The organism is Ectopseudomonas toyotomiensis (assembly GCF_900115695.1).
Taxonomy (GTDB): Bacteria; Pseudomonadota; Gammaproteobacteria; order Pseudomonadales; family Pseudomonadaceae; genus Aquipseudomonas; species Aquipseudomonas toyotomiensis.
Genome location: NZ_FOXK01000007.1, coordinates 93,356 through 106,025, shown reverse-complemented (window position 1 = coordinate 106,025; position 12,670 = coordinate 93,356). Strand labels below are relative to the sequence as shown.

The 12,670-nt window shown below is 61.6% G+C and carries 9 protein-coding genes; 7 read left to right on the top strand and 2 right to left on the bottom strand.

From position 1 onward, the window contains the following. The first annotated feature begins 23 nt into the window (after positions 1-23). Positions 24-965 (top strand): alpha/beta fold hydrolase, encoded by a 942-nt coding sequence (locus BM186_RS15385; protein ID WP_074916365.1) that lies wholly within the window; start codon positions 24-26, stop codon positions 963-965. 64 nt (positions 966-1,029) lie between these two features. Here the strand turns inward: BM186_RS15385 and BM186_RS15380 are convergent, their stop codons facing one another. Further along, on the bottom strand, positions 1,030-1,875 hold the full coding sequence (locus tag BM186_RS15380; protein WP_074916363.1) for a metal-dependent hydrolase: 846 nt from the start codon (positions 1,873-1,875) through the stop codon (positions 1,030-1,032). A gap of 213 nt (positions 1,876-2,088) precedes the next feature. Here BM186_RS15380 and BM186_RS15375 point away from each other — a divergent pair, with 213 nt between their 5' ends. The 6 genes from BM186_RS15375 to BM186_RS15350 all read left to right on the top strand — a co-directional run bounded on the left by BM186_RS15375 (position 2,089) and on the right by BM186_RS15350 (position 11,446). Continuing rightward, on the top strand, positions 2,089-3,111 hold the full coding sequence (locus BM186_RS15375) for an AraC family transcriptional regulator (RefSeq protein WP_074916361.1): 1,023 nt from the start codon (positions 2,089-2,091) through the stop codon (positions 3,109-3,111). Further along, on the top strand, positions 3,111-3,758 hold the full coding sequence (locus BM186_RS15370) for an MBL fold metallo-hydrolase (RefSeq protein WP_074916359.1): 648 nt from the start codon (positions 3,111-3,113) through the stop codon (positions 3,756-3,758). The genes BM186_RS15375 and BM186_RS15370 overlap by 1 nt, the downstream gene beginning before the upstream one ends. Before the next feature lie 64 nt (positions 3,759-3,822). Continuing rightward, positions 3,823-4,491, top strand: a complete 669-nt coding sequence (locus BM186_RS15365; protein ID WP_072424288.1) for a YiaD family glycine zipper/OmpA-like lipoprotein — start codon at positions 3,823-3,825, stop codon at positions 4,489-4,491. A 142-nt stretch (positions 4,492-4,633) separates the two neighbouring features. After that, complete coding sequence (locus tag BM186_RS15360) at positions 4,634-5,290, top strand: YiaD family glycine zipper/OmpA-like lipoprotein (RefSeq protein WP_021489349.1); 657 nt, start codon at positions 4,634-4,636, stop codon at positions 5,288-5,290. 246 nt (positions 5,291-5,536) lie between these two features. After that, entirely contained in the window at positions 5,537-9,253 is a 3,717-nt protein-coding gene (locus tag BM186_RS15355; protein ID WP_074916357.1) for a response regulator, read from the top strand. A gap of 45 nt (positions 9,254-9,298) precedes the next feature. Further along, on the top strand, positions 9,299-11,446 hold the full coding sequence (locus BM186_RS15350; RefSeq protein WP_074916355.1) for a putative bifunctional diguanylate cyclase/phosphodiesterase: 2,148 nt from the start codon (positions 9,299-9,301) through the stop codon (positions 11,444-11,446). 159 nt (positions 11,447-11,605) lie between these two features. Here BM186_RS15350 and BM186_RS15345 read toward each other — a convergent pair whose 3' ends face one another. After that, positions 11,606-12,502 (bottom strand): acyltransferase, encoded by an 897-nt coding sequence (locus BM186_RS15345; protein ID WP_074916353.1) that lies wholly within the window; start codon positions 12,500-12,502, stop codon positions 11,606-11,608. Positions 12,503-12,670: the final 168 nt, after the last annotated feature.

Genomic DNA, 12,670 nt, shown 5'->3' with positions numbered 1-12,670 from the left:
CTGCAAGTGTCGAGGTATCGCGCATGTCTGCCAATAGACTGTCTCTGCAACCGCCGTTGGCTGCAGGCTTCGCCCGTCTGGGCTTCGGGCCTCTGCCGCTGGAGCGCCTGAAATCGCGTTATGGCAATGCTGCTCAGGGTTCTCGCTATGTCGAGATTGACGGCTTCAATGTCCATTACCGTGACGAAGGCAGCCGTGACAAACCGGCGTTGGTACTGATCCATGGCGTGGTCGCTTCTCTGCACACCTGGGATGGGTGGGTGCAGGCCTTCGCCCCGCATTACCGCATCATCCGCTTCGACGTTCCGGGCTTCGGCCTCACCGGTCCGGCGCGCGACGGCGTCTACTCGGTCGAGCGCATGATGCATGTGTTTGGCCAACTGCTCGATTACCTGCAGGTGGACAAGGCGCATGTCGCCGGCAACTCCCTCGGTGGCTATATCGCTTGGAACTTCGCCCTGACGCAGCCGCAGCGCGTTGGCAAGCTGGTGCTGATCGACCCGGCCGGCTATCCGATGCACAAGGTGCCTTGGATGATCGCCGCCGCTGCGCTGCCCGGCGCTACTGTCGCCATGCCGATGTGGATGCCGCGCGCCTTGATCGCCCAGGGCATCAAGGAGGTGTACGGTGAGCCAGGACGAATCAAACCAGGCGTGGTCGACCGCTACTACGACCTGTCGCGGCGCCCAGGCAACCGCCGCGGCATGATGGATATCTTCCGTGTGCTGTTGAAGGTCAACAAGGAAGAACTCCACACGACGCCAGAGCGGGTCGCGCTGATCAAGGTGCCTACTCTGCTGATGTGGGGTGATCGTGATCGTTGGATCTCACCCAGGCACGTGCCGTTGTGGCAGCGCGATTTGCCGGGCATTCAGGTCAAGGTCTACCCCGGTGTCGGGCACATTCCCATGGAAGAGATTCCCGAGCAGAGCGCCGCCGATGCAATGAAATTTCTGCTGGGTTGAGCTTGCCCTGGAAAGGCCCAGAGACAATCCGGGCTTGTTTGTATTACGTGGCAGGTGCTGCGTTTCAGGCGGCTCCGGCCTGAATCAGCGGGGTACCGTCAAACTCCTCGCGGGTGGCGTGCAGCAGATCCAGGTTGTTGTGCTTCCAGGGGTGGAAACCGTCCTTGAAGAAATCCAGATAAGTGCGGATCAGCGGGCGGAACACGCCTTCCTTGCCCCACATCCAGCGAATGCCGTCGCGCCAGACGCGCCAGTTCCACAGCAGGCCGTCGACCTTGAGCATGTGTGCCAAGCCACGGGTGGTATCGAGCACGAAGAAAAAAGTGCCCATGAGCATTGCCCGCCGCAGCAGCTTGCGGCTGCCGCACACCTGGTTGTAGACATCGAAGGCCACCGCCTTGTGCTCGGTCTCCTCGAGCGCGTGCCAACGCCACAGGCGAGCCAGGGTCGGATGAGCGTCGACCATGTATGCGTTATTTCTCAGCAGGCCATCGGCCATGATCGCGGTAATGTGTTCCAGCGCTGCGGTTGCGGCCAACTGGCGTTGTGGCGAGAACTTCTTCTGGGTGTAGCGGATGCGCGTCTGGGCGCGTTTCTCGATGCGCTCTACGTCGTAACCCAGGTCGCGCAGGCGCTGGCTGTATTCGAGATGTTCACGGCTGTGGTGGCCTTCCTGGCCGATGAAACCGCGAATCTGTTCATTGAGTACCGGGTCGTCGATGCGGTTGCGGAAATGGCGTACCGAGTCGATGAAGAAACGCTCGCCGTCGGGAAACAACACCGACATGGCATCGAACAAATGGGTCTTGAAGGCGTCGCCGCCGTTCCAGTGGCGCGGCAGCGGGTTGGGCAGATCGAAATCCATGTGCCTGGGACGAATCTGCAATCCTTCCGGTGTAGTGCTGGCCATGAGAACTCCATTGCGCTGTTTGACTGGTTCCCACTATGGGCGTCATAAGCCGCTGGGGACAGGTTCGTAACAGCCAAGGTGACAGTCATATCCGGCCAGTGCGTTATTCCAGCAGAAAGTTGGGGCAGCAGCAGGGCAGCGAGCATGGATTCGCTGAGCTAAGGTTCGCAATCGGGAAGGTCATTTGCGGCCAGTCGCCAGAACAACGAACCCATGAAACAAACCCTCAACTTCACCGCCGAACTGGTTCCCGTTGCCTACGCCGAGGCATTGCTGGCGCTGGCCGAAGAGCTCGGCCTGGCGCGTGCCGAGCTGTTTGCCGCCGCGCGGGTACGCCCAGAGGTGCTTGGCAGTCCCAATGGTCGACTGTCCTTTATCGACTTTCACCATCTGACTCAGGCTGCGTTGGAGCGGTGCGGCGAACCGGCACTTGGCCTGGTACTGGGCCAGCGCCTGAACGTCTCCACCCATGGCATTCTCGGTTACGCGGTGCTGTCCAGCGCCAATTTGGGCAAGGCGCTGCAGTTCGCCCTGAAGTACTACCGCGTGCTCGGTCTGTCCTTCGAGCTGGAACTCGTAGAGCAGGGCGAGGATGTGGAATTGCGCGCCATCGAGTCTTTCCCCATGGGGCCGCAATCGCGCTTTACCGCCGAGGGCCTGCTGACCAGCATTCACACCATTGCACGTTTTCTCCTGGGGGAAGAGCTACAGGGCTTGGCCGTCGGTTTCGCTCATCCTGCACCGGAGTACGCCGAGCGCTATGCCGAGGTGTTCGGTGTGGCCGCGCAGTTCGAGCAGCCCTGTCATTGGCTGCGCCTGCCGCGGCACTATCTGCAGCGGCCCATGGCCCTGGCCAACCCGGCCACGGTGCAGATGTGCGAGCAGCAGTGCGAAGCCCTGTTGGCCAGCCTCGACGTGCAGGACGGCCTGCTCACACGGGTGCGCCGATTGTTGTTGGCACGACCAGGTGACTTTCCTGATCTTGAAAGCGCCGCGAGTGCCCTGCATACCAGTGGACGCAGCCTGCGCCGGCACCTGGCGCAGATGGGTATCAGCTATCAGCAGGTGCTCGACGACGTGCGCAAACGGCTGGCCCTGCAGTACCTGAGCACCACGCATTTGCCGCTGTATGAAATTGCCCAGTTGCTGGGTTTCAGCGACCCGTCCAACTTCCGCCGTGCATTCCGCAAATGGACCGGTAAACTGCCCGGCGATTACCGAAATGAGGTGCCCTGATGAGTTCTGTAGAACGTCCCGCCCTGATCCGCGAAACCTTCCCAGTAGGCCCCTTGCAGTGCAACTGCACCATCATCGGCGACCCGATTACCAAGAGGGCCATCGTCGTCGATCCGGGTGGCAATCCCGATCTGATCATGGCGCGTCTGGAGGCGCATGGTCTCAAGGTCGTGAGCATCATCCACACCCATGCGCACCTCGATCACTTTCTTGCTTCGGGGCAGATGAAGGAGAAAACCGGTGCCACGCTGCACCTGCACAAGGAAGATCAGTTCCTCTGGGACAATCTGGAGATGCAGTGCAGCATGTTCGGTGTGCCTTACACGCCTGTGCCGGCACCGGACAAATGGCTGGCCGATGACGAGGAGCTGGCCTGTGGCTGCGGCGTGGCCTTGCATACGCCAGGGCACACGCCGGGTTCGATGAGCTTCTGGTTCGAGGACGCCAAGTTGCTGATCGCCGGTGACACGCTGTTCCGTCGCGGTATCGGGCGTACCGACCTGTGGGGCGGTGATTACGCGACCATCGAGCGTTCGATCAAGCAGCGCCTGTACAGCCTTGACGAGGATGCCACCGTGGTCACAGGGCATGGCCCGGATACCCGCCTTGGCGACGAAATGCGTGAGAACCCCTTTATTCGTGCGTGACAGGGCACTAAAGGCAGCGCTGGAACTCAAAGAGCCATCACCCACCGTTCATGGAGATTCCTTCATGTTCCGTCTTTCTCTGATTGCCCTTTGCTCGTCCGCGCTGTTGCTTGGCGGCTGCGCCTCGCAGAACCCCTATGACCAGAGTGCACCGAGCTCCAACCGCACCGCCACCTACGGTGGTATCGGGGCGCTGGCCGGCGCGGCTGCCGGTGCGCTGATCAACCATGACAACCGCGGCAAGGGCGCGCTGATCGGCGCGGCCGTGGCTGGCGCCGCGGCGGCAGGTTATGGCTACTACGCCGACAAGCAGGAAGAAGAGCTGCGCCGCAGCATGCAGGGCACCGGCGTCGAGGTGCAGCGCCAAGGCGATGTGATTCAGTTGATCATGCCGGGCAACATCACTTTCGCCACTGACTCGGCGCAGATCGCCAGCAGCTTCTATCAGCCGCTGAACAACCTGGCCAATTCCTTCCGCCAGTACAACCAGAACAGCATCGAGGTGGTCGGGCATACCGATAGCACCGGCTCGCATAGCCACAACATGGGGCTGTCGCAGCGTCGTGCGCAGAGCGTGGCCGACTATCTGTTGGCGCAGGGGGTGGACCCCAGCCGCTTGAGTACCCGTGGTATGGGGCCGGATCAGCCGGTGGCCAGCAACGCCACCGTTGAAGGTCGTGCGCAGAATCGCCGGGTCGAAGTAACGCTGCGACCGCTGCCCGGTGTGCAGTAAGGTACGTATCGGGTCGATCTGCTCTGCTTCGCAGTTCTGATAGCCCCAGGCTGATAAGCTTGGGCGGAACTTCACCGCGCCTTGGCGGTTCGAAGGCTGCGGCATGTCTGCCCGATACCAGAAGAAATCCTAAGGAAATGTTATGAAGACCAGGCGTAATCTGATCGCAGCCACTGCGCTCATGGCCTTGCTGGCCGGCTGTACCACCAACCCTTACACCGGCGAGAGCCAGGCCGGCAAAGCCGGCATCTATGGCGGTATTGGCGCCGCGACCGGCGCGGTGATCGGTGCTGCGACTTCTAGCAAAAAGGACCGCACCAAAGGCGCGCTGATCGGTGCAGCCGTCGGTGGCGCCGCCGGTGGTGGTTACGGCTATTACGTCGACACCCAGGAGGCCAAGCTGCGCCAGACCCTGCAGGGCACCGGCGTGCAGGTGCAACGCAACGGCGATGATCTGAAACTGATCATGCCGGGCAATATCACCTTCGCCAGCAACTCGGCGGATATCTCCAGCAGCTTCTACCCGACCCTCAATTCACTGGTGCTGGTGTTCAAGGAGTTCAACAAGAACGGTGTGAACATCGTCGGTCACACCGACAGCACCGGTTCGCAGGAGCTTAACCAGAGCCTGTCGCAGCGTCGCGCTCAGAGCGTGGCCAACTACCTGACCGCCAACGGCGTGCCGGGTCAGCGCATCTCTGCATACGGTGCTGGTCCGAGCCAGCCGATTGCCAGCAACGCCACCGATGCTGGTCGTGCGCAGAACCGTCGTGTCGAGATCAACCTGCGTCCGCTTTAAGGCCTCGTCGCGTTGAATCAAAGCCTCCCTCCGGGAGGCTTTTTTATGTCGCTGACATTCACGGCTGCGGACGTATTCCACTGAGGCGTCAGAGGGCGTTTGCGGCAATGTCCGTGACCGCCCGTCGAGTCTCTTCTGGCAAAAGGCCACTCATTCAAATCCTGACTAGAATGCTTGCTGTGGTTCTGTGATGTCCGCGTGCGGATGTACCGTGCGCGTTGGTTCTGGATGACCGAAGGAGAGCGAATGGACGACAGAGCTGTCGAGCGGCCGCCAAGGCCCTGGACGCCGCTGCTGGTTGCACTTGGCCTGCTACTGGGGTTGGGTGGCCTGATTTTCTGGCAGTGGAATACTTTGCAGGAGCGAGAGCGCGAGAACAGTCAGCGCCGCTTTCAGCTGGAGGCTCAGGACGTAAGCCAGCGGGTGCTGGCGCGTATGCGCACATACGAGATGGTCCTGCGCGGCGTATCCGGGCTGATGATAGGCAGTGATCAAGTCTCGCTCGCCGAGTGGGAGCGCGCTCTGGATCAGTTGCAGGTTCAGGATCGCTACCCTGGCATTCAGGCCGTGGCCTGGTCACGTTATCTGCTGCCGGAGCAACTGACTGACTTTGCCGCCGAGGTGGCTGCCGACGGTCGCCTCGACTATCAAATCTTCCCTTCTGGTGAGCGTGAGCATTATTTGCCCATTGATTACGTCAGCCCCGTGGATTGGCGCAATCGGCGCGTGCTTGGCTTCGACATGCTCAGCGAAGCAGTGCGGCGGACGGCTATCGAGCGCAGTGTAGAGACTGGCGAAGCCAGCCTCAGCGCGCCGCTGATCTTGCGTCAGGAGGTCGATGTAGACGTGCAGTCTGGCGTACTGCTCTACCTGCCGGTGTTTCGCCCAGGGTTACCCGTCAATACCGCAGAACAGCGGCGATCTGCATTGCTGGGCCTGGTGCATGGGGCTTTTCGCAGCCATGACCTGATCGATGGGATTCTTGGCGCTCAGACGCGTTTGTTCGACATCGTTCTGAAAGATCCGCAGGCAACTGACCTTCAGCTGCTCAGCGGCGAAACCAAGGCCAATGGCTGGCAGCCGAGATTTCGCAGTCAGCAGGAGTTATCCCTGTATGGCCGCACCTGGGCGCTTGAGGTGATAGGCACCCCTGAATACGAGCGCAGCCTGGTCGATCGCAGCAGCATGCTCGGTCTCTGGGCGGGGCTGGCCGCAACGCTGTTGCTGTCGATTCTGGTCGGCGGCTTTCTCTATCAGCGCGACCGCAAGCTGCAGATCAGTGAGCGGGCTGCCGTGGCCCTGCGCGAGCGCGAAGAGCGCTTTCGTCTATTGGTCGAACGGCTGCCGGTGGCGACCCTGCTCTGTGATGACAGGGGCCGCATCGAAATGGCCAATCGCAGCGCTGCCGAGCTGTTCGACTGCCCGCTCAATGCCTTGCCGGGTGAGACCGTGTTGCGCGTGCTGCCCAATATCGAGTCGCCGAAAGACCTGCAGGAGCAGTTGGCCGAGAGTGACGAACGCATGGTGCGCACGTTACGCGGTGAGTCGATTCCGGTCAGCATCAGCCTCAACCCGCTGCACGAGGGCAGCAGCTACCTGATCAACCTGGTGGACCTGCGTGCGCGCAAGGTGGCCGAGGAGCGTTTTCGTTTGGTGGTCGAGGCTTCGCCCAATGCCATCGTGCTGGTCGATGCGCTGGGGCGCATCGCCATGGTCAATCGACAGACCGAGCTGCTGTTCGGGTACGAGCGGCAGATGTTGCTCGGCGAGCCGGTGGAAATGCTCCTGCCGGCGGCGCAGCGTGGCAGCCATGTGGCGCTGCGTCGTGGTTACCAGGCCATGCCCGAACAGCGCCGCATGGGCGGCAATCGCGAGCTGTTCGGGCAGCATCGTGAAGGCCGCATGATTCCTCTGGAGGTCGGCCTGTCACCCATTCGCAGCGGCGATGAAAACCTGGTGCAGGCGGTGATCATCGATATCAGCGAGCGCAAGGCGGCCGAGCAGAAATTGCGAGAGCAGGCCGAGCAACTGTTGTTGGCCAACCGCTACAAGTCCGAGTTCCTCGCCAACATGTCCCATGAGCTGCGCACGCCGCTCAACAGCATCCTGATTCTCAGCGATCAACTGCGCCAGAATCTGGCGGGCAATCTCACCGAGAAGCAGACCAAGCACGCCGATATCGTGCACCGCGCTGGCAGCGATCTGCTGCAACTGATCAACGATGTACTCGACCTGGCCAAGGTCGAATCGGGGCGCATGCAGCTCAAGCTGGAGCCGATCAACATGCAGGACGTGCTGGTGGAGCTCGATGCCAGCCTGCGGCCGATGGCCGAACTCAAGGGCTTGCGTCTGCACACCCAGCTGGAGGCCGGGGTACCACGCGTCATTCACACCGACCGTGTGCGTCTGCATCAGATCCTGCGCAATCTGCTGTCCAACGCGCTGAAGTTCACCGACCAGGGTGAGGTCACGCTGAGCGTCAGCAGTCAGGGGCGCCAGGAGGATGAGCGCGAGCTGCTCTGCTTCAGCGTGCGTGATACCGGCATTGGCATCGATCCGGCCCAGCACGAGCAGGTCTTCCAGGCTTTTCAGCAGATCGATGGTTCTACCAGCCGGCGTTTCGGCGGTACCGGCCTGGGGCTGGCCATCACCCGTCAGCTGGTGCTGGCCCTGGATGGCGACATCAGCCTGCAGAGCGCGCCGGGGCAGGGTTCTACCTTCACCGTCAGATTGCCGGTGCAGGCGGGCTCGCTCAGTGTCGAAGCGCCACTCGAGGGGCCGCAGCGTGCAGGTGACGGCCCGCCGCTGTTGATCATCGAGGACGATGCCAATTTCGCCGCAGTGATCGCCGAGGAGGCTCATGCTCACGGCTTCTCCAGCGTGCACTGCCGCACCGGGTTACAGGCGCTGGGACTGCTGCAGCAGGAATCGTTCAATGCGGTGATCCTCGACATCCTGCTTCCCGATCTCAGTGGCTGGCAGCTGTTTCGGCGTCTGCGCGCCCAGCCGAACCATCGGCATACGCCGGTGCACATTATTTCCTGCGTCCCACAACCGGTGGGTTGGAACGACGATGGCACCCGCTATCTGGTCAAACCCATCGGCCGCGATGAGTTGGAGCAGGTGTTCATCGAGCTGCAGCACGGTGCGCAGCAGGAGCAGGCATTGTTGTTGGTGGAGGATGTCGAGATAGAGCGCGAGCACTATCACGAGCAGTTGACGGAGCTGGGCTTCCAGGTCATCGCCTGCGCCGATGGCGAGCAGGCACGCGAGGCCTATGCGCAGGGCCAGTTCTGCGCGCTGGTGATCGATCTCGACCTGCCGGATCAGGACGGTTTTGCCCTGCTCGACAGTCTCAACCAGTTGCGCACGTTGCAAGGTACGCGCGTGGTGATCAACACCGGTGTGGACGTCACTCAGCAGACCCTGCAACGGCTGCGGCGCTATAGCGCCGTGGTGGTGCGCAAGCACGGTGACGACACCGACGCGTTGTGCCAGGCGGTACAGGGCTTTCTCGGTGACGTGCGTGCGCCGCAACCGGCCCATGCACGGCTCAACCCGTTACAGGGCAAGCGCATTCTGCTGGTGGATGACGACGTGCGTAACGTCTATGCACTGACGGCGCTGCTGGATGAAGTGGGGTTGCGCGTCAGCTCCGCCAAGGACGGCCTGGAAGCCATCGCCAGTTACCAGCGTGATCCCTTCGACCTGATTCTGATGGATATGGCCATGCCCAATATGGATGGCTACACGGCCACGCGGCTGCTCAAGCAGGAGCACGGCTGCGTGATCCCCATCATTGCGCTCACGGCCCATGCCATGAAGGGCGATCGCGAGAAGTGCATCACCGCTGGCGCGGATGACTACATGGCCAAGCCGATCAAGCGTGATGAGCTGCTGGCACTGCTGGAGCGCTGGCTGGCGATGCCGACCATGCCTTCGCCCGGCGATGGACTACCCTGATGACAGGAGTGACTGGTGCAAGGGCAGATGGATAGGGGAGTGACGATGGCCCAGGCGCAGAGCAAGAACGCCGCCGTACCCGCCAAGCAGGTTCTGCTGGTGGTGGATGACCGTGTAGAGAACCTCGAGGCCATGCAGGCGCTGCTCGAAGATGGAGAGTGGCTGCTGCGCTGTGCCAGTTCCGGCGAAGAGGCCCTGCGCTGTCTGCTCGAAGAGGATGTGGGGCTGGTGCTGCTGGACGTGCAGATGCCGGGTATGGACGGCTTCGAAGTCGCCCGGTTGATGCGCGGCAACCCGCGTACGCGGCTGACGCCGATCATCTTCGTGTCCGCCATCGCGCAGACCCACGATGCCGTGCTGCGTGGTTACAGCACTGGCGCCGTGGACTTCGTGCTCAAACCTTTCGATTCCAGCGTGCTGCGCCACAAGATTCAGAGCCTGCTGGAGCACGAGCACAATCGCTGCGAATTACAGACACTTTCACAGCAGCTCGAGCGCGCCAGGGCATTTAACGCCTCGGTGCTGGCCAACGCCGCCGAGGGTATCCTGGTGGTCGGCGAGGATGGTCGCATCCAGTTCGCCAACCCGGCCATGGCGCAGATGCTCGATGGCGAGGTAGGCGATCTCGAGGGCGCCGATCTGCTGTCGTTTCTCAAGAATCCGGCCAGCGAAGACGGTTGGCAGCAATCGGAGTTCTATCTGCACTTCAGGCGCGAGGCGACCTACCGCGTGCATGAAGCGATCATGCGCACGCTCAAGGGTGGTTGCCTGCCTGTGGCGTTGTCCTGTTCGCCACTGCCGCGGCCGCAACGCGCGATGGTATTGATCGCGTTGGACATGTCGGTGGTGCGCAATCTGCACGCGCAGTTGGAGTCGCAGGCGGTCACTGACGCGCTGACCGGCCTGCTCAATCGCCGTGGCTTTCATCTGGCGTTGGAATCGGCGTTGGCGCGTATCGAACGCAGCGGTCAGCGGGTTGCGGTGCTGTACCTGGACCTGGACGGTTTCAAACGCATCAATGACTCGCTGGGTCATGATGTCGGCGATCAGCTGCTGCGCCGCGTCGGTGAGCAGCTCAAGGCGTGCTTGCGCCCCTACGACAGCCTGGCACGCATCGGTGGTGACGAGTTCACTGCGCTGCTGGACAACCTCGGTCACCCCGAGGATGCGGCCAAGGTCGCGGAGAAGCTGATCGAACTGGTCTCGGTGCGGCATAACCTTGATGGTGTGGATTTCACCCTCGGCGCCAGTGTCGGCATCGCCTGCTTTCCCGAGTGCGGGCAGAGCGTCGAAGGCCTGTTACGCTCCGCCGACATGGCGATGTACGAAGCCAAGCGCGCCGGTCGCCAGCAATACCGCTTCTTCTCACCGGAGATGAACGGCCGCGCGCGGTCGCGGCTGATGCTCGAAGAAAGCCTGCGTCACGCCATCGAGAACGATGACTTCGTGCTGGTCTATCAACCCCAGTTCCATCTCGATAGCGGGCGCCTGCGCGGCTTCGAGGCCTTGCTGCGCTGGCAGCATCGTGTCGCTGGCACTGTGGCACCGAACGTGTTCATTCCACTGCTCGAAGAAACCCGCCTGATCAATCGTCTCGGTGAGTGGATCTTCCGTGAGGGCGCCAGGCAGTTGGCGGACTTCAAGCAACAGTTTGGCGAAGACATGGTGCTCAGCCTTAACGTCAGCCCGGTGCAGTTCGGTATGCCGCAACTGGTGACTGATCTGCAGCGTGTGCTCGACGCCCACGGACTGAAGCCCAGTCAGCTGGAGGTGGAAGTGACCGAGAGTGCGCTGATGCAGGACCTGGAGCTGACCCAGGCGCAGCTGCGTCAGCTGCGTGAGCTGGGGGTGAAGATCGCCATTGATGACTTCGGCACCGGTTACTCGTCATTGGCCTATCTGCGTCATTTCGAACTGGACACGCTGAAGATCGACCGTCTGTTCGTCTCCAACATGCTCGACTCACCGCGTGATGCCGCGGTGGTCAGCACCATCATCGATCTTGGTCGGCATCTGGGGCTGGAGGTCATCGCCGAGGGTGTCGAAACTCAGGCGCAGCGCGAGTGGCTGACGCGGCACCACTGCAACATCATGCAGGGCTTTCTGGTGGCGCCGGGTGTGCCGGCCGGCACCGCGATGCAGGTGCCGGCACAGCTGGATTGGAGCAGGCTGCCGCTGCCGCGCGGCGAATGAAGAGCTCTTCTAAAAACTACCTGCGTTGTCATCGCTGCGTTAAAAACAAGCTCAAAGTGCTCATTTACAATTCGTAAACTCCGCCTTTTCGCTTGTTTTTGCCTTGCGCTGACTGCCTCGTTAACGTTTTTAGAGGAGCCCTGAAGCGCCAGGCGCGTTTCAGGCTTGCTGGTGAAGGCTGGCGAGCTCCGCGTCTTTCTCTTCCCACAGACGATTGACCCACTGCTGGAATGCCAGGCGGTAGTCGTCGTCCTGATCGTAGTTGCGGCCGATGAATTCGCGCGGAATATCGACCTGCCTGAAAATCACCTGCACAGCATCTAGGCGGCCACAGAGCAGGTCCCAGAAGCCCGGCACACCGTGGGGATAGTGGATGGTGACATTGACGATGGCATGCAGCTGTTCACCCATTGCGTCGAGCACGAAGGCGATGCCGCCTGCCTTGGGCTTGAGCAGGTACTTGAACGGCGACTGCTGTTGCGCATGCTTGGCCGGAGTCAGGCGGGTACCCTCGAGGAAGTTGAATACCGCCACGGGATTGGTCTTGTAACGCGCGCAGGCCTTGCGCGTGGTGGCCAGGTCCTGGCCACGCTTTTCCGGGTACTTGGCCAGGTATTCCTTGCTGAAGCGCTTCATGAAGGGAAACTCCAGCGCCCACCAGCACAGGCCGATCACCGGTACCCAGATCAACTCCTGCTTGAGGAAGAATTTCAGCAGCGGCATGCGCTGGTTGAGCAGGTATTGCAGCACCAGGATGTCCACCCAGCTCTGGTGGTTGCTGGTCACCAGATAGGAATGACGGGTATCGAAGCGCTCCAGCCCCTGAACCTTCCATTCGATGTGGCCAACCAGGCGCATCCAGAATTTATTGATACCGATCCAGCTTTCGGCGATGCCGTGCATGACGAAGCGCAGCGCGCGCTGGATCGGCGCGAAGGGCAGCAGCAGTTTGAGCAGGGCGACGAAGAACAGCGGCCAGCACCAGAACAGGGTATTGAGAGCCAGCAGCAGGCTCGCGATCAGGCCGCGCAGCGGCGCGGGAAGAAAGTGCAGCATCGGGCGAACGCCTCCATAAGCAGGCTGCACGTCCGGCGGGCAGCCTGAGAAAGGGGCTTTCTCTGCGCCCCGTATCAGTCGAAAGAGCTGCGGCGTTCCGTGCAGCGAGCTGGTTCGGCGCCAAGGGTAACGGTTGTGCACTGACCTGCAAGTGCCAGTGTTGACTTG

Excerpts from the sequence above, each read along its gene's own strand:
- BM186_RS15380 (WP_074916363.1), bottom strand. The coding sequence starts at position 1,875 with ATGGCCAGCACTACACCGGAAGGATTGCAGATTCGTCCCAGGCACATG.
- BM186_RS15385 (WP_074916365.1), top strand. The coding sequence starts at position 24 with ATGTCTGCCAATAGACTGTCTCTGCAACCGCCGTTGGCTGCAGGCTTC.
- BM186_RS15360 (WP_021489349.1), top strand. The coding sequence starts at position 4,634 with ATGAAGACCAGGCGTAATCTGATCGCAGCCACTGCGCTCATGGCCTTG.
- BM186_RS15370 (WP_074916359.1), top strand. The coding sequence starts at position 3,111 with ATGAGTTCTGTAGAACGTCCCGCCCTGATCCGCGAAACCTTCCCAGTA.
- BM186_RS15350 (WP_074916355.1), top strand. The coding sequence starts at position 9,299 with ATGGCCCAGGCGCAGAGCAAGAACGCCGCCGTACCCGCCAAGCAGGTT.
- BM186_RS15345 (WP_074916353.1), bottom strand. The coding sequence starts at position 12,502 with ATGCTGCACTTTCTTCCCGCGCCGCTGCGCGGCCTGATCGCGAGCCTG.
- BM186_RS15375 (WP_074916361.1), top strand. The coding sequence starts at position 2,089 with ATGAAACAAACCCTCAACTTCACCGCCGAACTGGTTCCCGTTGCCTAC.
- BM186_RS15355 (WP_074916357.1), top strand. The coding sequence starts at position 5,537 with ATGGACGACAGAGCTGTCGAGCGGCCGCCAAGGCCCTGGACGCCGCTG.
- BM186_RS15365 (WP_072424288.1), top strand. The coding sequence starts at position 3,823 with ATGTTCCGTCTTTCTCTGATTGCCCTTTGCTCGTCCGCGCTGTTGCTT.